The following is a 23254-nucleotide window of genomic DNA, read 5'->3' as shown; positions in this document are numbered from 1 at the left end:
CCTCAAGTGTGAACTCCAGACTTGCAACACAGGGCTAGATGAGAATAGTAATGGCACGTGTCACCCTATGGTGTTGATAAATGCCTGGGGGAATTGCCCTTCCCGCAGGAATCCAAAGAATAATGGACGCGACTGTCAATTCCTGTCGGTAGTGTTTGACCTACTGCTGAGGGATATCCGGCTGCCGGGCAGTTGGAGATGGGGCCAGGATTGCCCCGTCGTTCGAGTGTCAGGTGGTCACGGTGCCGGAGCGCTGGCCCGCCGCGGTTCAGCGCCTTGCGGCAGCAAGTGCAGTGCGCAGGAGTGCCAGAAGGAGATCCAGAACATCAGGAAATCCTATGAGTCCTCAGCGACTCAGACGTGGCGTGGTGAATTCCCGCTCGCTCGCGAGAAAAACGGTGGCGCCTGGCGCAATGATTTCCCGCGCGAAGCACTCGATGAGATCTGGGACCTTATTTAACCGTAACCGCGCAATTCAGCACACTGTATTGAGAGTCGTTCTCGGTGAACAGGCGGGCTCGGCCCTATTGCGACGCTCGAGCAGGATCGGCAATGTCCGATGGAGGTACCAGGAATCGCGCGCCGGGGCAGTGCCGGCGCCCTGTCATGTCATCAACCGGGGTTCGTCATTGCGCTCTGCTGGCTGGCGTAGTTGAACGGCAGCAGGTCGCTGATGTCGGCGTCCGCCGCACGCTGCGGCAGCTCGGTGAGAACGTGAAGCAGATACGCATACGGCTCGACGTTGCAGGCGCGGCACGTGAGCATCAGGCTGTAGATCGTCGCGCTCGCCTTCGCACCGGCAACCGTGTCTGCAAAGAGCCATGCCTTTCGCGCGGTTGCAAAGGGTCTCACGTCGCGCTCTATCACGTTGTTATCGAGGGGTGCACGCCCATCGATAACATAGCGGCTGAGGTATTCCCACTGATTGCGCGTGTAGCTGATCGCCTTGCCCAGCAGGCTTTCAGGCAGAACCTGCGGTGCCAGTTCGTCCAGCCATTTCCTGAGCGCCTCCAGTAGCGGTACGCTGTGTTCCTGCCGCAGTCGGTAGGTGTAGCCGGCCCGTGTCTCGCCCTCTGGCAGTTCTCTGCGAGCAAGTGTCTCGACCTGATACAGCGCCTTGAAGTACTCGAGCGCCTGCTGTGCGCGACCGCCGGGCTTCTTCTGGCCCTTGTGCGCGTCGACGAACAGTCGTCTCGAATGTGCAAGACACCCGAAGTGCGTGACGGCTTTGAGCGTGCGCCAGGCGCTGTAGCCGTCGGTCATCAGCATGCCTTCGTAGCCGGCGAGAAACGCCTGCGGATATTGCTGACCACGCCCCGGCTGGTAGTCGAACAGCACCACAGGCTGTTCGCAGTCCTGTGCGCTTCTGTAGAGCCACATGTAACTCTTGCTCTGCGCGGTCTTGCCTTCTTCCTTGAGCACTTGCACCGTCGTCTCGTCGCCGTGGATCAGCGGCTGCGACAGCAGCGTCTGGCGCATCGCCTCGTACAACCGGCTGTAGTGCAGTTCGGCAGGCCTGATGATCCAGTTCGCCAGCGTGCCGCGGCCCGCCGGAATGCCCGCACGGGCCAGCGCGTCTTCCATCCGGTATAGCGGCGTGCCATCCACGTACTTGCCGGTCGTCACCGTCGCGATCATCGCCGGACTCGCGTTGCTACCTGGCAGCGGTTGTACTGGCATCGGCGCGACCACGATCGGCGTGCGCTCCGCGTTGCGCTCGCAATGGCGGCACGCGTATTTGAACCGTACGTGCTGCAACACCGAGGCCTTTACCTCGATGTGCAACTGCTCGCTCGTCTCCTCGCCCATGCGATGCAGCGGGCTCTGGCAGCATGGACAGATTTTCTGTTCCTCGGGCAGGTCGTACTCGATGCGCTGGCGCGGCAACGACGCCGGCAGCGGCTTGCGTCCCCGCTTGCGGTGTGCAGACTCATCGACTTCCGGAAGTCCCGTATCGGGCAGCGTGAACGCGTCATCGGGATCGTCGCCAGCAGGTTCTGTCGCGGCGATCTGCTCGGCTTCGTCAAACACCCGATCCTTGAGCTTCTCGCTGCTCGGCGCGTAGCGTTTGAGCTGCGCGAGGCGGAACTGCTCTTCGAGCTGCTCGATACGCTGCGAGAGTTGCTGGGCTAGCGACTCGAGATCCAGATTCTTCTTCTCGAGTTCTCGGATATAGGCCTGGACGTCAGGCGGCAGATCAGGGATGAGGTCATGTGCAGGCATGCCATTCACGATAGTGCAATCGCATCGCCAACAGGTTTACGTCGAATCCATATCAATGGTATCGGCCAATCCCCTGGCGAGCAGCCGCCTCGCGAAGCCTATGGCCAGAGCCCGCACCCTGGCCTCCCTCACGCTGACTCAGCTCGCGTGCCGGTAGCGCCGCGAAGGGTGTCGGCGAACGGCTTCGATGTCGATACCTTCAAGCAGCCAGTGCAGTTGCTCGGTGGTGAGTTCCATCACCGCCTGCTGGCGGCGTGGCCAGGCGAAGTGGTCTGCTTCCAAACGCTTCATCAGGAGCCAGAATCCGGAGCGGTCATAGAGCAGAAGCTTGACCCGATTGCGGCCGCGGTTATGGAACGCGAAGACGGCCCGGGCGAACGGATCGAGTTGCATCGACTGCTCGACCAACGTCACCAGACTGTTCAGGCCGGCCCGGAAGTCGATAGGCTCGCGGTGCAGATAGACCCGCAGGTCAGCGTCGAGGCGGAACATCAGGTGTCCCCCAGCGCCGCGATCATCGCCTTCACGAGCGTCCCATCTTTCGGTGTGCATTCGAGCTCGATGGTTACGCCGTTTGGCAGCCGTGCCGACAGGCGTGCCAATTGTGGCGAAGATGAAGATTGCGGCACGGGAACAGATGTCGATTCCGGCGATGCCGGCCGTGACCGCTGGGCTTGAGGAGGTACGCCGCGAACCTCTACTACCGGAACGAAGGCCGATGGCGCGCCTTCGACGGCGCTATCCATGTCAATACCACCTTGTCTTTCTGCTTTGTACTGCTTGACCCAGCGCCACAATTGGTTCGTGTTCACCCGGGCTCGGATCGCCATGCTGGCAACCGATACGCCGGGTTCAAGGCAAGCCTCGATCAATCTTCGCTTGCCCTGCCTGTCGTAGCTGCGTTTCCCGTTGGCGCCGACATTGGTCACTCGCAGCGGCAGGAAGTCAAAATCGCTATCGTCCATGAATTGTGCCCACGAAAAAAATCGTGGGCACAATCCTGCGCCTTTCGGGGCGTCAACGCTACGTGCGGAGAAAATCGCGCTTACATTTAACCCGATCACGGCGCCTCATCCCCTACGGCGCTTCGGATCTGCGCCGCCAGCTGCATCAGGTGCGGCTTGAGAAGGCGCGCGGCGCTGGCCGGCGTTGCCTGCGTGGTCGTGCTGACGTTCAGGATGTGGATTGCGTAGCTCTTGAACACCAGGGGCGTGGAAAGCGCGACCACTTCCGGCTGCCAGCTGGCCATGCACCAGCCCTGCTTCCGTACCTGCTCGATGCCCTGCTCGATCTGTTGCTCCAGCGCCGGCCAGTTGGCGCGCAAGCGCTTGCCGAAGCCTTCCAGCAAGGCCTTGGCCTCCCGCGCCGGGGCTGCGGCCAGGTAGGCGCGGCCCAGGGACGTATGCTCCATCGGCACGCGCTGGCCGGTCACCACGGTGCGAAGCGAGACCTTGCGGCTATAGCGGATGGACTCCAGGTAGACCATCTCGTCGCGATCGGCCATGGCCAGCCCGACATTGATGTGCTGGCTTTGTGCCAGTTCGCGCATCAACGGTGCCGCCACTTGCAGGACTGCCGAGCCGCTGCGCATGGCGTGGGCCAGGCTGAGGACCGGTGCGCCGAGCCGGTAGGCGCGCAGCGTTGGGTCGTATTGGAGGAAGCCGGCGTCCACCAGGCTTTGCGTGAGCCGGCTGACGGTGGAGCGCGGCAGGCCGGTACGCTCGGCCAGCTCGCCGTTGCCCAGTACCTCCGAGCCTGGACGAAAGGCCCGGAGTATCTCCATGCCGCGTTCGAGGGAGCGGTTTGCTGACGTGCTGGTCGCTCTTCCTCGCGCTCTCGACAGTGCTTGTTCGGGGTTCACGGTATTGCTCCTGATGGGGCCGATTTCCGGTAGCCGGAATCAAGCGTATCGGAGCCGAGTTTGACATAGTCAGCGCTCGCGGAACCAGGCACATTGCGACTCTGCGCGCCCTCTCCCGCCCTCTCCCGCCCTCTCCCGCCCTCTTCAGTCCGCCAGCACGACTACACCATCCGCCGCCTTCACTCCTTGGGAGGCCGGCAACACAAAAACCGGGTTGATCTCCGCCTCCACCAGCCGCTCGCCCAGCGCTGCCGTCATGGCGGAGAAAGCCACAATGGCGTCCGCGAGGGCGTCGACGTCAGCCTTGGGCCGCCCCCGGAAGCCATCCAGCAGCGGCCAGGTCTTGAGTTCGCGAATCATGCCCAGCGCTTCGGCGCGCGACAGCCCGCCCGCCGGCGGGAGCATGCGCAGGGTGGTGTCCTTGAACAGCTCCGCCGCGACGCCGCCCATGCCGAGCAGGATCGCGGTGCCGAGGGCATCGCGGTGCATGCCGAGGATCATCTCGACGCCGCCGCTGACCATCTCCTGGACGAGGAAGCGCCGCGGCACCACGCCGGTATGCGCGTGCACGTCGGCGCACATGGCCGAAAGGCGGCCCGCCACGTCTTCTGGCGACAGGTTGACGGCTACGCCGTCGACATCGCTCTTGTGCGTGATCTCGGCCGAGAGGATTTTCAGCACCACGCGTGCGCCCAGGCCGCTGGCGGCCGCGGCTGCCTCTTCTCCGTTCGCGACGATGGTTTCACGCACGGCGGGGATGCCGAAGCGCGCGAACAGTTGCTTTGCGGCCGCTTCGTCGAGCGCGCCGCACGGGTAATCTGCTGCGGCGCGGACGGCGTTGGCATGCGCGGCGGGCAAGCCGGGCGTCGTAGCCTGGTCTGCCGGCGTCTCGCGCCATTGCGCGGCGCGCAGCATTGCGTCAAATGCCACGGTACAGCTTTCCGGCACGCTGAACGCGGGCACGCCGCGCTCGTTCAACAAGCTGGCAGCCTGCGGCGCATGTGGGCTGACATAAGCCAGGATCGGTTTGTCGCTGGTGGGCAGGCATTGCTGGATCGCGCTTGCCATCAGGTCCGGCATCGCCAGGCCCGACGATCCGACGATCACGGCGACGGCATCGTAGCTCGGGCTATCCAGCAGCGCCCTGATCGCACCGCGCAACAGGTCTGGCTGCAGGCCTGCCAGGGTGACGTCGATGGGATTGCGATCCAGCGCAGCATGATCGCCCTTTTGCAGTGCCCGCAGCTGTTGCGCGGTGGCTTCATCGGGCGGGGGCGTCTCGAAGCCGGACATCCCGAGGCTGTCCGACACCAGAGTGCCGGCGCCGCCTGTCGACGTCAGGATGGCGATCCGGTTGCCGCGCAGCACCCTGCCGGTGGCTAGCGCGGCGGGTATATCCAGCAGGTCTGCGAAGGTTTCCGCGCGGATCACCCCAACCTGCCTGAATAGCGCATCGTACATCCGGTCCGCGCCGGCGAGCGCGCCCGTGTGCGATACCGCCGCCCGGGCTCCGGCCTCGGAGCGACCGATCTTGAAGGCCACCACCGGCTTTCCGGCCCTGGCGGCTTTCAGCGCGGCGGCGCGGAATTTCTCCGGATTCCGTACGCTTTCGACGTACAGGGCAATCACCCTGGTGGCTTCGTCATCGGCCAGGTAGTCAATGAAATCCGCCAGCTCCAGATCCACTTCGTTGCTGGTGGAAACCAGCTTGGACAGCCCGATGCCACGCGCGGCGGCGCGCGACAGCAAGGCGCCAAGAATGCCTCCGCTTTGCGAGACCACGCCGATGTTGCCGGCCGGAAAATGCGCCATCTCGAGCGCGCCGCTGGCCGACAGCGGGATGTTGTCGGTCAGGTTGACCAGGCCGATGGTATTGGGGCCCAGCAGGCGCATGGCGCCCGCTGCCTCGATCAGCTCGGCCTGGCGCCGCGCGCCTTCGGCGCCGGTTTCGGTATAGCCGCTGGCCAGCACGATGGCGGCGCCGGTGCCGCGGGCGGCCAGGTCGCGAACTGCCAGGTGGGCGCGTTCCGCGCCAAGCAGGACGATGCCCACATCCGGCACCTCGGGCAGCGACCGGACATCCGGATAGCAGCGCAGGCCGTCGATCTCGCTCACCTTTGGGTTGACGGGGTAGATGGCGCCGGCGAATCCGTGCTTCTTCAGGTAGGCAACGGGGCGTCCGGCGGTCTTGGCCGCATCGGCGGAAGCACCGATGATGGCAACGCTGCGCGGATTGAGCAGGCGGCCGATGACGGAGCGTGTGTTTGCTGTGTCCATGGTGTCAGGCCTTTTCCTTTGCTGCCATCTTGTCCAGGAATGCCAGCACGGACTCGCGGTGCTCGGTGCTGGTATAGCAGATGCCCTGTGCCTGGCTGCCCTGCGCGAACACCTGGCCGGCCGGCAGCTCGAAGGTCTGGTTCAGGATGGACTTGCCCAGCGCCAGGGCGGTGGCCGACCCCTGGCTCAACTCGGCGGCCCAGGCGCGCGCATTGGCCAGCAGCGTTTCCGGCTCGCTCAGGCGATCCGCGATGCCAAGCTGAAGCGCCTCGGCGGCATCGACCTTGCGGCCGCTGAAGATCAGTTCCTTGGCTTTGGCCAGGCCGGTGCGGCGCGGCAGGAAATACATGCCGCCGCCGTCCGGGATCAGGCCGCGATGGATGTAGGACCACGCAAAGCTGGCGCTTTCCGACGCCATCACGAAATCGCAGCTCATCGCCATGTCCGCGCCGAGCCCGGCCGCGGCGCCATTGACCGCTGCGATGGTCGGCTTGGGCATGTTGTGCAGCAGCGCGACCGTATGGTGCACCCGTTGCTGGCGCGCCCAGCCATTGAAGGCAACTTCGCCCGGCGGCGCGTCCATGCGCCTCTGCATGCCGGCCACGTCGCCGCCCGCGCAAAAGCCCTTGCCGTTGCCGGTGAGGACCAGTGCGCGAATGCTCTTGTCCTGCGTAATGTGTTCGAGGGCGGCGATCAGCTCGGTGCGCATGTCATCGGTCATGGCATTGCGTTTTTCCGGGCGGTTCAGCGACAAGGTGGCGATCCCGGCATCGATGTCGAGCGTGATCAGTGAGGTGGTGGTCATTGGCTGGTCTCTCTTTGTCTGGTGGCCATGCGATTGGCCTTGCGTATCATGTGTTGCCGATGCGGCGGGATTACTCGACGGTGATCTTGGCTTCCTTGACCACGCGGCTCCAGCGGGCCTCTTCGCTGCGCACGTAGCGCCCGAATTCCTCTGGCGTGCCCGCACTGACCTCAAGACCCTCGGTTTCGGCACGCTTGCGGAACGCGTCGGTCTGTACGGCCTTCCTGGCTGCCGCATTGAGGCGGGCGATCACCGGGGCGGGCGTGCCGGCCGGCACGAACAGTCCGTACCAGCTTTCGGCCACATAGCCGGGCACGCCGCTCTCCGCGATGGTGGGAACCTTGGCCAGCACCGGGCTTGCGGAGCGTTGCGCGGTGGTCACTGCGATGGCGCGCAGCTTGCCGCTTTCCAGCTGCGGTCCGACCGCCGAGGCGGTGGCGAACATGACGTCGACCTGCCCGCCCAGCAGGTCGGTAATCGCGGGGCCGGCGCCACGGTAAGGAATGTGATTGAGATCGACCTTGGCCAGCGACTTGAACAGCTCGCCGGCAAGGTGCGCCGAGGTGCCCGGGCCTTGAGAGGCAAATGAGATCTTTCCCGGTTTGGCCCTGGCGGCCGCGACCAGGTCCTGGACTGTTTTGTAAGGACTGTCCGGACGCACTACGAGCACGTTGGGCGACCGGCCTACCAGCATCACGGGGGCGAATGCCTTGTCGGTCGCATAGGGCAGCTTGGCGTGGATGCTCGGGTTGACCACGTGGGCCAGCGTTGCCATCACCAGCGTGTAACCGTCCGGCGCGCTCTTGGCCACCACGTCGGAGCCGATGATGGTGCCAGCGCCTGGCTTGTTGTCGACGATCACGGGCTGGCCCAGGTCCTGGGACATCGTGACCCCCATGGTCCTGGCGATCAGGTCGGTCCCGCCGCCGGGGGCGAAAGGCACCACGAGGCGGATCGGCTTTTCCGGGTAGGCCGCCGTGGCGGCCAATGGCGCCAGCGCGGCCATGGCGGCGAAGGGAATGGCCAGCTTGGCCAGCATCCGGCCAAAGAGAGGGATTGAGTTCGGCACTTGCGTCTCCGGTCTGGGTTCAGTGCGGGACCCGGCGCCACTTTCGCGCCTTGCCCCGCCCGTTTTTGATGAGTCCAGAGTAAGCGTTAATGCCGTCCGATACAGCCCCGCATTTCCGGCAGACGGAATTGAAAGCGGCCGCTTCCGTGCCCGGGCGGGCTCACGCCTCAGGGGGCATGGACCGGCACGGAGTACCGCAGCATGGAGGGCGCGCCATCGCGCAGAGCGCTCGCATATGCACAGTCACGCGGATGCAATCCGCCCGCGGCAATGGCTACGCAGGATACGCGGGCAATGCCAGCGCATCACGCATCACGAAGCGGTCGCGACCATTGCGCTTGGCTTCGTACATGGCGGCGTCGGCCTTCTCCAGCATTGGCTCCAGGAACGGCGATGCCGGGATTTCGCAAACCGCGCCGACGCTGATGGTGACGTACGGGTGTTCGGGCCAGCCACCGTGCGGCAGCGCCAGAGAGCGCACGGCCTGGAGCAGCCGCAATCCGGCTTCCCTGGTTTCGCGCGGCGAGATGTGCGGGAGCACGATGGCGAACTCTTCGCCGCCAACGCGGGCGCAGAAGTCGCCGGGGCCGTTGCGCATGGCGTCCCCGAGGGCGCCGGCGATCCGGCGCAGGCATTCGTCGCCGTGCACGTGGCCGTGGAGATCGTTGTACTGCTTGAAGTAATCGACGTCGATGATCAGCAGGCCGACGGGGATGCCCCGCTCGAAGGCATTGGCCAGCGCGGCGGCGGCCTCGCGCTGGAAGAACCGCCGGTTGAACACCCCGGTCAGCGCGTCGCGGTACAGGTCGGCCTCGATGCGAGAGAGCTTTTCCTCGGTTTCGCCCAGCCGCACCGCCAGTGTGGAGTTCTCCGAAGTCAGCGCCTGTTCGCGCGAGCGGAAACGGGTGACGTCGCGGAGGAACACAATGCTCCCTACCGGTTGCCGGTTGAGGTTGCGTACCGGGTCCACGGTGAGCTCGTAGTCGACCCGCTCCTCCGAAATCAGGTGGGATGCGCCGCTACCGGGCATGCCAGAGCGACTGGCGGCGATTGCGTCATTCCAGGCTGCCGGGTACGGGTTGCCGCGTTCCACGGCTTCCAGCAGCCGGCGGGCGGCGGGATTGAAATCGACAATGATGTCGTCCGCATTCACGATTACGCAGCCCTCTTGCAGGGCATCGAACACCCGTAGCCTGGCGTAGTGCCCCACGTCATTCAGGTGCCCGCGCAGCGCGCATATCCACACCAGCACCGTCATCACGGAGAGGGTGGCCGGGGTCAGGTCGCCCCCGAGCAGCCCTGTCCATCCACGCAGGTACGCGATATTGGCCACCAGCGGCAGCGCCAGTCCGCCGGCCAGCACGGTGCGCCCGCCCCGCGTCAGGCTGCTGCTGGGCACGCGGGCCGTCAGCAGGAAGTAAAGGCTGATCAGTAACAGCAGGTAGGAATAGGCGGCCACCACCGCGTACGCTGGACCATGGGTGAAGACCGCTCCGGGTGGCAGGCCACCAGGTACCATCGCGATCGAATCCCAGATCAGGTGGTGCCGTTCGTTGGTGAAGACGAGGCCCAGCGTCACGATATTGATCACGATGGGCATCGAGAGCAATGACCAGGGAATGACGAACCTGGGCCGGCTGAGCTGGATCATGGCGCAAAGCCAGGCGATCGGTACCGCGACGATACCGAAGTACTGCAGCTTGGCCCACATCACGCGGGTTTCCAGGTCGAAGGAACTCAGTTCCAGCAGGCGGCCGCCGCTCCATATCACGCAGCCGAAGGCCAGCATCAGGAAGGCCTTGACGGTGGGGTCGTCCCGCCTGGTCCACGCGGCCACGGCAACCGTGAGGCTGCCAACGACGGCAAAGGTGAGACAAAGGATGAGGGGGTACGAAGGCATTCGGCCGGTTCCAGGACGCTCTCGCCCGCCGGCGGTGCCCGGCGGCGGAATCTCTGGTCGGATTATAAGGCTGGCATGCGGGCAGTACGGACGCCGATGCCACCCAGGCCCCTCCCCTCAAAACCCCAGTTGCCGCGCTGCTAGGTCTTTCATGATCTCCTCGGACCCACCACCGATCATCATGACCTTGACCTCCCGGTATACACGTTCGCTCAGCGTGCCGCGCATGAAACCCATCCCGCCCAGGATCTGCACGGCCTGGTCGGCGCAGAACTGCATCGCCTGCGTGGCCTGGATCTTGGCCATGCAGGTGCGCGCCACCAGTTGCGCGGGGTCTCCTGCTTGGTGCTGGACGCGGTAGGCCAGGTCATAGACGAGATTGCGCGCGGCTTCGATGCGCAGCGCCATGTCGACCAGCTTGTGGCGGATCACCTGCCGCTCCACCAGCGGCTGGCCGAAGGTATTGCGCTGGCGTGCCCAGTCCAGCGCTTCCTGCAGGCAGGCCTCGGCATAGCCATAGGCGCTTGCGCTCATCCCCAGCCGCTCGGAATTGAAGTTGCGCATGATGATCTGGAATCCGCGGTTTTCCTCGCCGATCAGGTTGGCGGCGGGGATGCGGCAGTTGTCGAAATGCAGGTGGGCGGTGTCGGAGGCGAGCCAGCCCATCTTCTTCAGTCCGGTGCGGGTCAGGCCGCGCGGGTTGCCTTCGATCAGCAGCAGGGAGATGCCGCCCGCGCCCTTGTTGGCAGGGTCGGTGCGCACCGCCGTGGTGATGAAATCGGCGCGCATGCCGGAGGTGATGAAGGTCTTTTCGCCGTTGACGACGTAGTGGTCGCCGTCGCGCACGGCCGTGGTCCTGAGACTCGCTACATCGGAACCGCCGCCCGGTTCCGTGATGGCCAGCGCGGCGATCTTGTCGCCGGCGATAACCGCGGGCAGCACGCGCTGCTGCAGCGCCTCGCTGCCTGCCGCGACGATCGGCGGCACACCGATGGAGTGGGAATGGAGCGACGCATTGACGCCGCCCGAGCCGCTGCGGGCGAATTCCTCGGCCTGGATCAGGTGGTAGAAGATGTCGCCGGGCGTGCCGCCGAAGCGCTCCGGGTAACCCAGCCCGAGCAAGCCGATCTCGGCAGCGCGCCGGTACAGCGAGCGGGGAAAGGTCCCGGCTTCATCCCATTCGTTCACAAACGGCGAGATCTCGCGGGCGACGAATTCGCGCAGGGTGCTGCGAAACTGTTCGTGCTCGGCCGTGAAATAGTGGGCGAGCGGCGGCAGGGTCAGGAGGCTCATCGTGGGTCCTGTCAGTGGGCAGGCAGCCGGCGCGGCTGCCGTTTGGGGTCGGGGGCATGCGGCATGGGAGCCGGCCACAAACCGGCGGGCGATTCCATGCGGCACTGCCGGCATGCCGCGACCATAGGCTGCGCCGCGCACTTCGTCTTGCGCAAAGTGGTCGGCGCTCCGGTGCCCGGACCCGCCGCTATCCGGGTGGCATTGCCTCGAGCTGTCTGGCGGAAGCTTCCAGTCCCTGGAGGATGCTGTCCGCCACCTTCTGCGGGAAACCAGCCGGCAAGGCGGCGCCGACCTTCCCGATGACCGCCGGCGTTTGCGCAATGAGCCGCTGGATCATGCCCTCGGCATCCGGGCCGTGGAAACACTTGGGCGCCATCGCGTTGAAATGCCGGCGTTGCACGTCCTTGAACAGGTAGTGCCGGTTCTTGCCGGCCACCGCCATGGCCAGCTTGGCCTTGTGCCACGACCACTGGTTCGCCCCGTTGCCGACCACCGGCCAGATCGACATCACGTCATAGAGCGGCGTCATCCGGTAGCGCCCGCCGGGCAGCAGCCGGATGCTGAAATTCTTGGCATGCCCGTCGGGTGCCGCCAGCATCCAGAACAGGATCTGCGTGGCGAGGAAGGACTCGAGGTCTTCGTCGGCGTGGGTCGATTGCCGCAGGATCTGCGCGATATCGCGCATGCCCGGGCCACCGTCCGCTTCGTATTTCAGGTGGGGAGCGACACCCAGCGCCTGGCAGAAGTCCTCCTGCGGCAGCCGCAGGATCCAGTTGCCCGACGAGTGCGGTTGCCGGTCGAAGCGTTGCACGCTCAGAACCTTCTGGCTGGCGAAGGTCTTGATTTCACTGTGCGCGACCGGCAGGCCATAGGCGGCGAGGATGGTCAGGCAGAGCCATTCGTTCTCCACCGAGGTGCTGAGGTCGGCTCGCTTGTTGCCCACCAGCCCGAGCGGCAACTTGAGGATGTGGGTGGTGGGCGTGGCGCCGTGGGGCTTCATCCACTGGCTGCCGTGCCACAGCAGCGCTGTCTTCTCCTGCGCGCCGGCCAGGGAGATGCGGAAGTCGTCTTCATCGCCCTGCGCGCCCAGGGCGGCCGGGCTGACCGTTTGCCGCAGCAGTCTTTCGATATCGGCATCGGACTGCGGCGTGCCGTCGATGCGGTCGTGTCCCACCGGCTGCTCGCTTTCGCCGAGCAACTGTACCGCGCCGACGCAGTCGCGGCCGATGGCTTCCAGCAGGTCGAAGGCCTCCGTGGTCGCTGCCCGGAAGCGGGTGGCGAGGCGCTTGCGGATGGCGTCGCTGTCGGGCAGCAGGTTATCGAAGTAGTTGCGCACCCTGTCGCCCTTCAGCGGGGACGCACCGACGCCGAAGGGCAGCGACAGGGACAAGGGCCGGCCGGCGGGCGAGGCGATCCAGCCGGGGTCATACTGCAGTTCCATATCGCCCCGCGTGGGGATGCGCCACGTCCCTACCCGCTCGCCATTGGCCCACACCGAAAGCGCTCGGGCATGCGATTTGCGGCCCATGCCTACCACTCCACCGTTGGGGAATCGGCGCCGGCCGGGCGCTTGTCCTGGACGACCAGCTCAAGGCCCAGGCTGCTGACCAGCGCCAGCAACTGATCCGCGCTGATGCTGCCGGGGTTCAGCTCCATATGGGAGACGCGGCTTTGGCTGATGCCCAGGCGCGAGGCGAGGTCCGTCTGGGACAGCTTCCCCGCACGCCGTGCGGATTGCAGCACCTGCCCAAGCTGGCCAGCGGTGGAGAGCAATTGCTTCATCTTGGTGATCCAGGCTTACCCGTTATGTGCGTAAAATCATTTTATGAGTAATATAGGTATTATGCAAATACCAATTTAATGGGTATTTGCATTTTACCAATTTAGTGGGTAGGAAGGGGCGAGATCGGCCGCTGCCAAGCCGTGCCAAAGCCCGGTTGCCAGGTTACGGAGCAGGAAATCCGTGCTTGTTGCGGGAGCCGCCTAGCCAGGCATGCCGTCGCCCACCGCCACCCGCTCGCCGATCAGCGCAAGCTTGCGCGAGCCGGCAAAGATGTCGCTGGGTTTGAGCCCGTAGACCTGGCGGATGGAGTGGCTGAAGTGCGTGGAGTCAGGGTACCCGGTATCCAGCGCCACATGCGCCAGGTTGGAGTCCTGGGTGACATAGTGCAGCAGGCTGCGGGCCCGTTTCCACGTGCGAAAGCTGCGGAACGGTGTGCCAACCTCTTCCTTGAACAAGTGCAGGAAGCGCGAAAACGACAGGTGGGCGGATGCGGCGCAAGATTCGGCCGTGGCGGTGGCCGAGGGCGCGTTGCGGATGCGCCGCACCACGGCGTCGATGCGTGGGTCCATCCGGCGTGGCGCCAGCGCATGGCCGAAGAAGATCTGGTCGAAGCTGTCCGCCTGCAGGTCAAGCTCCCGGCCGCGCTCGCTCAGGTAGGCGTGGGCCTGGCGCACGTGGCGCACGAATGCCGCATCGTCCACCGGCCCCGCCCGGCCGCGGATCACCGACGGCAGGCGGGCGAGGTCGATGCTCTCGGCCTCTAGCCCGAGGTCGCAGATCATGCGGTCATCGCAGGCCACCGAGTGCGGCATATAGGCTGGCACCACCGCCAGTTCCGTGGACTCCCAGGGCCCGCCGTCGAAACGGATGCGGATGGGTGCACGCAAAGCCACATAAATCAGCAAGCCGCCCATGGTGCGGACCGAGGGCGAGCCCAGCAGGCCGGCGTAGAAGAGCCGGTCCGGCGTGAGCCACATTACCCGGCCGGTCCCTGCCCTGGCGCCCGGCGCCAAGGTCATGGCTGGCGGGCACGCAATGCCTTGTGCTTGCATCTGCATGTCCTTTGTCTCCTGCCGGGCGCTGTCCGCGCACCGGTTGGTGCGTCGTCAGGCCTGCTGGTTGTGCGGTCTGGGTGCTTCGGACGACGCTGACCGGGCGGTGCTGCCGTGCCGCGGCGCAAAAAGCAGCGTAGCCGGAGCAGCCAGCTACGTCTTGCGTCAGGTGGCTATGGCCAGGCGTTCCGGCCCGGTGGCGCCAGGGGCCGGACCGTGTGCTGGTCAGCGAGGCGCTCCCGCCGTATCGTAGTGCTCCCGATAACGCTGGCGCAACTCGAACTTCTGGATCTTTCCCGTGGAAGTCGCCGGTAGCGCGGCCAGCAGCACCACGTCCTTGGGCACCTCGAAGCCGCCGAGATGCGCCTTGCAGTGGGCGCCCAGCTCCTCCTGCTCCACCGCCGCGCCTGGCTTGAGCGTGACGAACGCCGTCACCGCCTCGCCCCAGCGCGCATGCGGCAGGCCCACCACCGCAGCATTGGCCACGGCGGCATGGCGCAGCAGCACTTCTTCGACCTTGATCGAGGGTACGTTCTCGCCACCGGTCTTGATCATGTCCTTGATGCGGTCGAGGAACAGCAGTTGCCCGTCCTCGTCCAGCACGCCCAGGTCGCCGGAGTGATGCCAGCCAAAGCGCTGCACGCGAGCGGTGGCCTCCGGGTCCTTGTAATAGCCCAGCATCACGTTGGGCCCGCGAAACACGATCTCGCCCGGCTCGCCGGGGCCGAGCAGCCTGCCGTCGTCGGCCATCACCGCCACCTCGTTGACCACCGTGCCGACGCCCCAGTAAGCGCCAAAGCGCTTGCGCTGTTCCTCCGCCTCGAAGATGGTGGCCGCCGGGTACATCTCGGTCTGGCCAGAGCACAGGATGAAGTTGGGGCAGAACGCATCCTGCAGGCGCAGCAGCAGGTTCTTGGGCAACGGCGCCATGCCGTAGATGCACAGCCGCACGCTGGAAAGATCGGTGTCGGCGAACTGCGGGTGCTCCAGCATGGCCCGGTACATCATTGGCAGCGCCACCACGACGCTGACGCGGTGCCGGGCCAGGTCGGCCAGCACGCGGGCGGGATCGAAGCCGCGACCCACCACCACGGTGTGCCCGCCTAGCAGCGCACTCATGGTATTGCCGTGCTGGGCACAGTGGAACATCGGCAGCAGGCAGGTAAAGAGCTCCCGCGCCGTGCCGCAGCCCGTATCGACCAGGTTGGCGGACAGCACCGAATGGACCGAAGCGTGCGAATGCATCACGCCCTTCTGCGGGCCGGTGGTGCCGCTGGTGTACATGATCTGCGCCAGCTGGCCGCTGGCGATATCCACGTCGGGCAGCGCCTCCGGCTGGCCGGCCAGCGCGTCGGAGTACTTCGTCACGGACAGGCCCGCCAGGTCGCCTGCCACCTCGCCTGCGGGCACCAGGAGCACAACGGGAATGCCCAGCGCCGCCACCAGCTCCGCGATGCCGGGCCGCGCCAGCACGGACGCGTCCGCCACCAGCCGCGTGACCTCGGCGTGTTCCAGGATGTATTGGATCGCGTCCGGCGCCAGGGCCGTATTGATCGGCACCCACACCATGCCCGCCTTCTGGATCCCCAGCAGCGCCACGATCATGCCGATGGAGTTGTTGCACAGCATGCCGACACGCTCGGCGCTGCGCATTTCCTGCGCCAGCTGGTAATGGGCGAACTGGTTGGTGGCGGCGTTCAGCGCCGCGTAGCTCAGGCTATGGTCGCCCTCGATCAGCGCCGTCCGGCCGCCGAAGCGCCGGGCGGAGCGGTGGACCACATCGCCCAGGGCGATGCGGCCGATGCGCTCGCGCGCCTGTTCCGTTGCTGTGCTCATGTCTGTCTCCGATTGTCCGTTGCTCCGGACCCGCCGCCTGTCATGGCGGCGGGGATCGCCATCCCGTTGTGGCTCGCCGCGCTCAGTTCATCTTGGGCGGCGGCAGCAGGTCGCTGGCGGGAATCCACTTGTCGCCGGCCACCTTCATGATGCGGATGCGGTCGTTGCTCAGGCGGTTGCTGGCGGAGACATTGAAGCCCGGGTTGCCCAGCGTGTCCTGCGGCAGCTTGGTCGACTCCATGGCGGCGTTGAAGGACTCGGCGGTCAGGTTGCGCCCGGCCTTGTCGGCGAGGGTGGCGAAGGTGGTGTAGGCGTAGTAGCTGAACATCGAGTACACGCCCGGGTCTTCATTGAAGCGCTTCTTGTAGGCGGCTGCCCATTGCCGTACCGCCGGGTTTGCGTCATCCGCATAGGGCAGCATGATGAAGGCCGCCGCATGCAGGCCTTCCATGGCCTTGCCGCCCAGCAGCGGCACCTGGTGCGCGTAATTGGCCGAGGTGCCGGCGAAGACCGGGTTGAAGCCGATCTTGCGCGCTTCCTGGACCGAAGCGATGTACTCGCGCATGGTGGAGGCATTGAACACCAGGTCGCAGTTGGCCGCCTTGAGACGCGCCATCTGCGAGGAAAAATCGGTGGCGCCGCGCTTGTACGACACTTTCTCCACCAGGGTCATGTTCCTGGCCTTGAGATAGGCCTGCACGCCTTCCACCGACTCCCGCCCGTAGTCGTCGTCCTGGTAAAGCGCGCCCACCCGCTGGTAGGGCTTCTGCTTGAAGAAGTAATCCATGATGGTGGTGGACATCAGGAAATTGGACGGCCCCAGTGCTATCTTGTACGGGCTGGCGGGCTCATACATGTCGCGCGCGGCGCTCTGCGGCATGAAGTTGAAGACCTTGCTTTGCACCAGGAACGGCAGCGTGGCCATATTGGGCGCGGTGCCCAGGTGGCCGATGATGGCGAACACGCCGTCCTGCGTGACCAGTTTCTGCGCTGCCAGCACGGCACGCTTGGGTTCATAGCCGTTGTCTTCCACCACCACCCGCAGCTTGCGGCCCTGCACGCCGCCGCGGGCGTTGATTTCTTCCACGGCCATGGTCATGCCGTTGCGGGATTCCTTGCCGTAGTTGACGATCGGCCCGGACATATCGGTGATCAGGCCGAGCACGATTTCCTTGTCGGTGACGCCGCGGGTCTGCGCAGCGGCCCCGGCGCTCAAGGCCAGGGCAAGGGCGGCGATGGTGGTCTTCAAGATCATGGTTGTCTCCTTGTTTTATGGTGCTTTATGGCGCTCTATGGTGGTGCTGATGGTGCTTCAGGGGGCCGGGAACCGGCGGACTGCCTTGGTCAATGGACGCTCTGTGGCGGCTTGGGTCCCGCGTGGACCCTGCCTGGCCCGGCCAGCGGGTCCGGCGAGAGCGAGATGGTTGCTGTGGAACGTCCCTGCCCCGCCGGCGCTGGCACATCGGCCGGGGCCAGCGGTGCCGACCAGCCGGACAAGCGCTGCCCGCCCCGCGCCAGTGCCGCCAGCAACGGTGAGATGTCCCAGTAGTCGTAAGGATTGCCGCGCAGCCGCGCATAGCGCTCCAGTCCCGCCACGATGCGCGGCAGGCCAATGCTGTCGGCCTGCCAGACCGGGCCGCCGAGGTAATCCGGAAAGCCGTAGCCCGCAGTCCACACCATATCGATGTCGCCGGGCCGGCAGGCCACGCCCTCTTCCAGCAGCTTGGCGGCCTCGTTGATCAGGGGATAGAGCAGGCGCTCGACGATCTCGGCATCGGCGATATCCATGCGGCGGGCGATGCCGTGCGCGCGCCCCAGCGCGGCGCAGATGCGTTCCGCTTCGGGGTCGGGCACAGCTTGCCCGTCCGGATACCGGTAATAGCCCGCACCGCTCTTGCAGCCGAGCCGCCCTAGCATGAACAGCGTGCGCACTACCGCGCGATAGGCGGGATCGGGCGGCAGCCCGCCCGCCTTGCCGTACTCGAGCACGATCTTGGCGCCCACGTCGATCCCGGCCAGGTCCAGCATGCGGCATGGGCCCATCGCCATGCCGTAGGCTTGCATCACGGCGTCGAGCCGCGCCGGGCTTACCCCTTCCATCAGCAGGAACTCGCTCTCGCGCAGGTAAGCTTCGGCCATGCGGTTGCCGATAAAGCCAAAGCACACGCCCGACACCACCGCCACCTTGCCGAGCCGCCGGGCCAGTTGCATGGCCGTCACCAGCACATCCGGCGCGGTGGCACTGCCGCGCACCACCTCGATCAGCCGCCCGCCGTTGGCCGGATTGCGGAAATGCAGGCCGGCGAAATCGGCGGGCCGGCCGCTGGCCTCGGCCAGCACTTCCACATCCAGCGTCGAGGTGTTGGTGGCGACGATCGCGCCGGGCTTGCAGATGCGCCCGAGCCGGGCGCATACATGCTGCTTGAGCGCCATGTCCTCGTCCACCGCCTCGATCACCAGTTCGCAGCCGGCCAGCGCTTCATAGTCCAGGGCCCCCGCGATCAGGCCCATGCGCCTGGCGACCTGGTCCGGCCGTATCCGCCCCGCCGCCGCGCTGGCTTCGTACTGGGCGCGCACCGAGGCCAGGCCCCTCGCCAGCGCGGTGCCGCTGGCTTCCACCAGCGTCACCGGCAAGCCGGCATCCGCCAGGCTCATGGCGATGCGGCTGCCCATGGTGCCGGCGCCGACCACGCCTGCCGTGTGCAGCGCGCGCGGCGTTGCTCCCGCAGGCATGCCGGGCACGCGGGCCGCTTGCCGTTCGGCAAAGAACAGGTGCCGCAGCGCCCGCGATTCGGGCGAGGCCACGCAGGCGGTGAGCAAGGCTGCCTCCCTCGCCTCGCCCTGCGCGAACGGCAGCGTCGCTGCCGCTTCCACCGCTTGCACGATGGCCGCGGCGGCGGGATAGTGCGCGCGCTGCTGCGTGGCATGTTGCATGGCTTGCGTGAAGAAGTCCTTGGGCAGGCCAGCCACGGGTACGGATAGTGTGGACAGGCGTCGCGGTGGCGCCAGCCGCTCAAGCAGGTCTTCCAGGAAGTTGAGGCCCGCGGCCAGCGGCTCGCCCTGCACCAGCGCGTCGACGATGCCGGCGGCCAGCGCCGCCTCGGCGTCGAGCATGCGCCCGCTCAGCATCAGGTCCAGTGCCAGCGCTGCCCCGCAGGCGCGCGGCAGCCGCTGGGTACCGAGCGATCCCGGCAGCAGCCCCAGCTTGATCTCCGGCAGCCCGACCCGCGTGCCGGGCAAGGCCACCCGGTAATGGCAGGCCAGCGCCAGTTCCAGCCCGCCGCCGAGCGCGGTGCCGTGCAGGGCCGCCACCACCAGCCGTTCGCTGGCTTCGATCCGGGCCAGGATGCGGTTGTAAGGCGCGGCGGTGAAATCCGGCGCGTCGAACTGGGCAATGTCGCCACCGGCCACGAAGGTCCGGCCCGCGCACCAGATCAGCAAGCCATCGAGGGAGGGATCGGCCTCGAAGGCGGCCAACCTGGCATCCAGCCCTGCTACCGTGGCCACCGAGAGCGCATTCACCGGCGGATGGTCGATGCACAGCAGGCCGATGCGGCCGTGGCGCACCAGGCTGACGGGAACCGCTTTGTCTGCATCGCTCATGGCGCCTCCTGTTGGGGCCGCTTGCGTTCAGGCCACCTTAGCCAGGTACATCGACTCGATCAGCGCGCTGTACTTGTCGTTGACCAGCTTGCGCTTGAGCTTCATGGTCGGGGTCAGTTCCTCGTCCTCGGCGCCGAGGCGGGTCTCGATGAGCCGGAACGCCTTGATCTGCTCGACCCGCGCAAACTGCTTGTTGATCTTGTCGATTTCCTGCCCCACCAGCGCGATCACTTCCTTGCTGCGGCACAGCGAGCCGTAGTCGGAGAAATGCACGTCGTGCTCCTGCGCCCACTGCTCCACGTTGTCCTGGTCGATCATCACCAGGCAGCTCAGGTAGGGCCGGCGATCGCCGATGACGACGGCGTCGGTTACGTAGGGGCTGAACTTGAGCTGGTTCTCCCACTCCGAGGGCGTGACGTTCTTGCCGCCGGCGGTGATGATCAGGTCCTTCATGCGGTCGGTGATATAGAAATAGCCCTGCCCGTCCACCCGGCCCACGTCGCCGGTGCGCAGCCAGTCGTCCACCATCGTTTCGGCGGTCTTGCCGGGCAGGTTCAGGTAGCCCATGAACACCTGCGGCCCGCGCACCAGCAACTCGCCCTCGTGGGAGATCTTCACCTCGGTATGCGGCAAGGCGATGCCGATGCTGCCGGGCCGCGTCCGTCCCGGCGGGTTGCAGGTGGCCGCGCCGGTGATCTCGGTCATGCCCCATAGCTCGTGGAGCACGATGCCCAGCGCCATATACCAGCGGATCAGATCCGGCGAGATCGGCGCCGCGCCGGTCACCGCCAGTTGCACGCGGTTCAGCCCCATCATGCGGCGCACGTTGCCCAGTACCAGCGTATCGGCCAGCCAGAGCTTCAGGCGCGCGCCGGGTGGCAGCGGCTTTGCCTGGCCGTCTTCGTGCACGCGGGCCCGTCCGGCGGCAATGGCCCAGTCATAGGCCCAGCGCTGCAGGCGGGTGGCCTCGCGTACCGCGATGGTGACGCTGGAATAGAGTTTCTCCCACACGCGCGGCACCGCCAGGAAAGCATCGGGCTGGATCTCGCGGATGTTGTCGAAGATGGTGTCCGGGTTTTCGACGAAATTGACGACAGCGCCGGACAGGATCGAGTAATACTCGCCGAAGATCCGCTCCGAGACGTGGCACAGCGGCAGGAAGGCCATGCGCTCGCCGATGGTGGTGGCGGGCAGGAACTCGCGCAGCGTCAGGCAGCTGCGTAGCGCATTGCGGTGCGACAGCATCGCGCCCTTGGGCCGTCCCGTGGTGCCCGACGTGTACACGAGCACCGCCAGCGCATCGGCGCGCCCGGCGGCCAGCCGTTGCGCCACCAGATCCGGCTCTCGCGCCCGCACCTGCCTGCCGAGTGCCAGCAGCGCGTCGAAGCTGAGCACGTCCGGGTCGTCGAAGCCGGCCAGCCCTTCCATGTCGTAGACCACCACCTTGCGCAGCCGTGGCAGCCGCTCGCGCACTTCCAGGTATTTGTCGAGCTGCTCCTCGTTTTCCACGAAGAGCATCACGCTGCCGGAGTCGTGGCACAGGTATTCCACCTGCGAAGGCGCATCGGTGGGGTAGATGCCGCTTACCACGGCGCCGGCCGTCAAGGCGCCCAGGTCGCTCCACACCCATTCCCGGTTGGTATTGGACAGCACCGACACCACCTCGCCCGGCTGCAGGCCCAGTTCGGCCAGGCCGGCGGCAACATCGGCCACGATCTCGCCCACTTCGCGCCAGCGGTAGCTGCGCCAGACGCCGAGATCCTTCTGCCGCATCATGACCGCGTCGCCGCGCTCGGCCACACCATGCCAGAACATTTGCGGCAGGGTGTCGAATGCCGCTTCGGAAAGGGGCTTCATGGTGTGCGCTGTCGCCATTGCCATTGGTTGCTCTCGGGAAAACGGGTGATCGGTTTCGGTATCGGTTGCGGAGGCCCTTGCCGCGTGCTAGCGCCAGGTCTTGCGCTTCTTCCAGCGGCGCTCGCCGCGCACGCCACTGTCCTTCATGCCGAGGTAGAACTCCTTGATATCGTCCTTCTCGCGCAGCACGGCGCAGGTGTCTTCGGCCACGATGCGGCCGTTCTCCAGCACGTAGCCGTAGTCCGCCGCGTTGAGCGCCATGTTGGCGTTCTGCTCCACCAGCAGGATGGTGGTGCCGCGCTCGCGGTTGATACGGACAACAATTTCGAAGATGTCCTTGGTCAGCTTGGGCGACAGGCCAAGGCTCGGCTCGTCGAGCAGGATCAGCTCCGGCGCCGCCATCAGCGCCCGCGAGATCGCCAGCATCTGCTGCTGGCCGCCCGACAGCAGGCCTGCGTCCTGGCCGGCGCGCTCGCGCAGCACCGGGAAGTAGCTGTAGACCGCTTCCATGTCGCGCGCCACGCCGTCGCGGTCGCGCCGCGTATAGGCGCCCATCAGCAGGTTGTCCCGCACCGACAGCAGCGGGAATACCTCGCGCCCCTCGGGCACATGGCTCAGGCCGCGCCGCACGATCTGCGCCGGGTCCATCGCGGCAATGCTCTCGCCCTTGAAGGCGATGCTGCCGCGGGTCGGGTCGAGCACGCCGGAAATGGTCTTGAGGATGGTGGTCTTGCCGGCGCCATTAGCGCCCAGCACCGTTGCGATGCTGCCGCGCTGCACCGCCAGGCTTACGCCGCGAATCGCCTTGACCGGCCCGTAGGCGCTTTCCACGTTGGCCAGCGCCAGCACGGGGGCATCCTGGATCTCGCGCATCTTGTCCGTGCCTTCCATCAGGTTCATGCCGCCCTCCGCAGTGAGGCCACGTCGTCCACCGTGCCCAGGTAAGCCTCGATCACGCCGGGATGCGCCTGCACCTCGGCCGGCGTGCCCTGCGCCAGCACCTGGCCCTGGTTCATCGCCAGCACCCGGTCCGACACGCGTGATACCAGGCTCATGTCGTGCTCCACCATCAGCACGGTGATGCCCAGTTCGCTCTGGATGTCGCGGATCCACCAGGCCATGTCCTCGGTCTCCTCCACATTCAGCCCGGAGGACGGCTCATCCAGCAGCAACAGGCGCGGGCTGCTGCACAGGGCGCGCGCCAGTTCCACCACCTTGCGCACGCCGTAAGGCAGGCCGGCCACCAGCGCATCGCGGTGCGCCTGCAGGTCCAGCAGCTCGATCATTTCTTCAGCCTTGTGGCGCGCGGCCAGTTCCGAACGGCGCGCTGCGGGCGTGAACAGCAGGTCGGCCCAGAACCCGGCGGCGCGATGCGTGTGATGGCCGATCAGCAGGTTCTGCAGCACCGTGGCGTGCTCGAACAGCTCGATATTCTGGAAAGTGCGCGCGATGCCCTGCGCTGCGATCGCGTGCGGCGGCAACTGCGTCAGCACCTCGCCTTGCCACAGGATCTCGCCGCTGGTGGGCGGATAGATGCGGCTGATCAGGTTGAACACCGTGGTCTTGCCGGCCCCGTTGGGGCCGATCAGTGTGAAGACCTCACCGCGCCGGACATCGAAGCTCACGCCGTTGAGCGCCAGCACGCCGCCAAAGCGGACCGACAGGTCGCGCACGCTGAGAAGAGTGTCTGTCATG

General features: G+C 66.2%; 18 protein-coding genes. All 18 read right to left on the bottom strand.

The genetic code is table 11. The annotated features are described in order from the left end of the window. Positions 1-612: 612 nt before the first annotated feature. The 18 genes from tnpC to ACZY0R_RS00465 all read right to left on the bottom strand — a co-directional run bounded on the left by tnpC (position 613) and on the right by ACZY0R_RS00465 (position 23253). A complete protein-coding gene (gene tnpC, locus ACZY0R_RS00550; RefSeq protein WP_488856669.1) occupies positions 613-2223 on the bottom strand; it encodes an IS66 family transposase in 1611 nt (536 codons plus the stop codon). A 138-nt stretch (positions 2224-2361) separates the two neighbouring features. After that, positions 2362-2715, bottom strand: coding sequence for an IS66 family insertion sequence element accessory protein TnpB (gene tnpB, locus ACZY0R_RS00545; RefSeq protein ID WP_488856668.1), 354 nt, complete (start codon positions 2713-2715; stop codon positions 2362-2364). Further along, complete coding sequence (gene tnpA, locus ACZY0R_RS00540; protein WP_488856667.1) at positions 2715-3188, bottom strand: IS66-like element accessory protein TnpA; 474 nt, start codon at positions 3186-3188, stop codon at positions 2715-2717. Before tnpA ends, tnpB begins: the two co-directional genes overlap by 1 nt. A gap of 95 nt (positions 3189-3283) precedes the next feature. Further along, positions 3284-4084 carry an IclR family transcriptional regulator gene (locus ACZY0R_RS00535; RefSeq protein WP_488856666.1) on the bottom strand — a complete coding sequence of 267 codons (801 nt, stop codon included), beginning with the start codon at positions 4082-4084 and terminating at the stop codon, positions 3284-3286. 144 nt (positions 4085-4228) lie between these two features. Further along, on the bottom strand, positions 4229-6361 hold the full coding sequence (locus tag ACZY0R_RS00530) for an acetate--CoA ligase family protein (RefSeq protein WP_488856665.1): 2133 nt from the start codon (positions 6359-6361) through the stop codon (positions 4229-4231). Between the two features lie 4 nt (positions 6362-6365). Continuing rightward, complete coding sequence (locus tag ACZY0R_RS00525; protein ID WP_488856664.1) at positions 6366-7166, bottom strand: enoyl-CoA hydratase/isomerase family protein; 801 nt, start codon at positions 7164-7166, stop codon at positions 6366-6368. Positions 7167-7236: 70 nt separating this feature from the next. Continuing rightward, positions 7237-8205 carry a tripartite tricarboxylate transporter substrate binding protein gene (locus ACZY0R_RS00520; RefSeq protein ID WP_488859457.1) on the bottom strand — a complete coding sequence of 323 codons (969 nt, stop codon included), beginning with the start codon at positions 8203-8205 and terminating at the stop codon, positions 7237-7239. Between the two features lie 304 nt (positions 8206-8509). Next, positions 8510-10135: a histidine kinase N-terminal 7TM domain-containing protein gene (locus tag ACZY0R_RS00515; RefSeq protein WP_488856663.1), complete on the bottom strand. Its 1626-nt coding sequence runs from the start codon at positions 10133-10135 to the stop codon at positions 8510-8512. Between the two features lie 117 nt (positions 10136-10252). Further along, entirely contained in the window at positions 10253-11428 is a 1176-nt protein-coding gene (locus ACZY0R_RS00510; protein WP_488856662.1) for an acyl-CoA dehydrogenase family protein, read from the bottom strand. Between the two features lie 187 nt (positions 11429-11615). Beyond that, entirely contained in the window at positions 11616-12956 is a 1341-nt protein-coding gene (locus ACZY0R_RS00505) for a type II toxin-antitoxin system HipA family toxin (RefSeq protein ID WP_488856661.1), read from the bottom strand. Between the two features lie 2 nt (positions 12957-12958). Next, positions 12959-13210 carry a helix-turn-helix domain-containing protein gene (locus ACZY0R_RS00500; protein ID WP_045238703.1) on the bottom strand — a complete coding sequence of 84 codons (252 nt, stop codon included), beginning with the start codon at positions 13208-13210 and terminating at the stop codon, positions 12959-12961. Positions 13211-13411: 201 nt separating this feature from the next. Continuing rightward, the gene (locus ACZY0R_RS00495) at positions 13412-14269 is read right to left on the bottom strand and encodes an AraC family transcriptional regulator (RefSeq protein ID WP_488856660.1); all 858 of its coding nucleotides are present in this window, start codon (positions 14267-14269) and stop codon (positions 13412-13414) included. Between the two features lie 219 nt (positions 14270-14488). Next, complete coding sequence (locus ACZY0R_RS00490) at positions 14489-16099, bottom strand: class I adenylate-forming enzyme family protein (protein WP_488856659.1); 1611 nt, start codon at positions 16097-16099, stop codon at positions 14489-14491. An 82-nt stretch (positions 16100-16181) separates the two neighbouring features. After that, positions 16182-17354, bottom strand: a complete 1173-nt coding sequence (locus ACZY0R_RS00485; protein WP_488856658.1) for an ABC transporter substrate-binding protein — start codon at positions 17352-17354, stop codon at positions 16182-16184. Positions 17355-17443: 89 nt separating this feature from the next. After that, positions 17444-19702 (bottom strand): 3-hydroxyacyl-CoA dehydrogenase NAD-binding domain-containing protein, encoded by a 2259-nt coding sequence (locus ACZY0R_RS00480; RefSeq protein WP_488856657.1) that lies wholly within the window; start codon positions 19700-19702, stop codon positions 17444-17446. A 27-nt stretch (positions 19703-19729) separates the two neighbouring features. Then, complete coding sequence (locus ACZY0R_RS00475) at positions 19730-21559, bottom strand: AMP-dependent synthetase/ligase (RefSeq protein WP_488856656.1); 1830 nt, start codon at positions 21557-21559, stop codon at positions 19730-19732. A gap of 87 nt (positions 21560-21646) precedes the next feature. Beyond that, a complete protein-coding gene (locus tag ACZY0R_RS00470) occupies positions 21647-22459 on the bottom strand; it encodes an ABC transporter ATP-binding protein (protein ID WP_488856655.1) in 813 nt (270 codons plus the stop codon). Then, the gene (locus tag ACZY0R_RS00465; RefSeq protein WP_488856654.1) at positions 22456-23253 is read right to left on the bottom strand and encodes an ABC transporter ATP-binding protein; all 798 of its coding nucleotides are present in this window, start codon (positions 23251-23253) and stop codon (positions 22456-22458) included. The genes ACZY0R_RS00470 and ACZY0R_RS00465 overlap by 4 nt, the downstream gene beginning before the upstream one ends. Position 23254: the final 1 nt, after the last annotated feature.

The organism is Cupriavidus sp. F041 (assembly GCF_057814235.1).
The sequence above is the reverse complement of the archived record's forward strand: the minus strand, read 5'-3'. Positions and strand labels throughout refer to the sequence as shown.

What these genes read in the sequence shown, in the direction of transcription:
- tnpB (WP_488856668.1), bottom strand. Translation starts at nt 2,715, where the DNA reads ATGTTCCGCCTCGACGCTGACCTGCGGGTCTATCTGCACCGCGAGCCT.
- ACZY0R_RS00495 (WP_488856660.1), bottom strand. Translation starts at nt 14,269, where the DNA reads ATGCAGATGCAAGCACAAGGCATTGCGTGCCCGCCAGCCATGACCTTG.
- tnpC (WP_488856669.1), bottom strand. Translation starts at nt 2,223, where the DNA reads ATGCCTGCACATGACCTCATCCCTGATCTGCCGCCTGACGTCCAGGCC.
- ACZY0R_RS00475 (WP_488856656.1), bottom strand. Translation starts at nt 21,559, where the DNA reads ATGAAGCCCCTTTCCGAAGCGGCATTCGACACCCTGCCGCAAATGTTC.
- ACZY0R_RS00490 (WP_488856659.1), bottom strand. Translation starts at nt 16,099, where the DNA reads ATGAGCACAGCAACGGAACAGGCGCGCGAGCGCATCGGCCGCATCGCC.
- ACZY0R_RS00525 (WP_488856664.1), bottom strand. Translation starts at nt 7,166, where the DNA reads ATGACCACCACCTCACTGATCACGCTCGACATCGATGCCGGGATCGCC.
- ACZY0R_RS00510 (WP_488856662.1), bottom strand. Translation starts at nt 11,428, where the DNA reads ATGAGCCTCCTGACCCTGCCGCCGCTCGCCCACTATTTCACGGCCGAG.
- tnpA (WP_488856667.1), bottom strand. Translation starts at nt 3,188, where the DNA reads ATGGACGATAGCGATTTTGACTTCCTGCCGCTGCGAGTGACCAATGTC.
- ACZY0R_RS00470 (WP_488856655.1), bottom strand. Translation starts at nt 22,459, where the DNA reads ATGAACCTGATGGAAGGCACGGACAAGATGCGCGAGATCCAGGATGCC.
- ACZY0R_RS00520 (WP_488859457.1), bottom strand. Translation starts at nt 8,205, where the DNA reads ATGCTGGCCAAGCTGGCCATTCCCTTCGCCGCCATGGCCGCGCTGGCG.
- ACZY0R_RS00530 (WP_488856665.1), bottom strand. Translation starts at nt 6,361, where the DNA reads ATGGACACAGCAAACACACGCTCCGTCATCGGCCGCCTGCTCAATCCG.
- ACZY0R_RS00515 (WP_488856663.1), bottom strand. Translation starts at nt 10,135, where the DNA reads ATGCCTTCGTACCCCCTCATCCTTTGTCTCACCTTTGCCGTCGTTGGC.
- ACZY0R_RS00500 (WP_045238703.1), bottom strand. Translation starts at nt 13,210, where the DNA reads ATGAAGCAATTGCTCTCCACCGCTGGCCAGCTTGGGCAGGTGCTGCAA.
- ACZY0R_RS00480 (WP_488856657.1), bottom strand. Translation starts at nt 19,702, where the DNA reads ATGAGCGATGCAGACAAAGCGGTTCCCGTCAGCCTGGTGCGCCACGGC.
- ACZY0R_RS00465 (WP_488856654.1), bottom strand. Translation starts at nt 23,253, where the DNA reads ATGACAGACACTCTTCTCAGCGTGCGCGACCTGTCGGTCCGCTTTGGC.
- ACZY0R_RS00485 (WP_488856658.1), bottom strand. Translation starts at nt 17,354, where the DNA reads ATGATCTTGAAGACCACCATCGCCGCCCTTGCCCTGGCCTTGAGCGCC.
- ACZY0R_RS00505 (WP_488856661.1), bottom strand. Translation starts at nt 12,956, where the DNA reads ATGGGCCGCAAATCGCATGCCCGAGCGCTTTCGGTGTGGGCCAATGGC.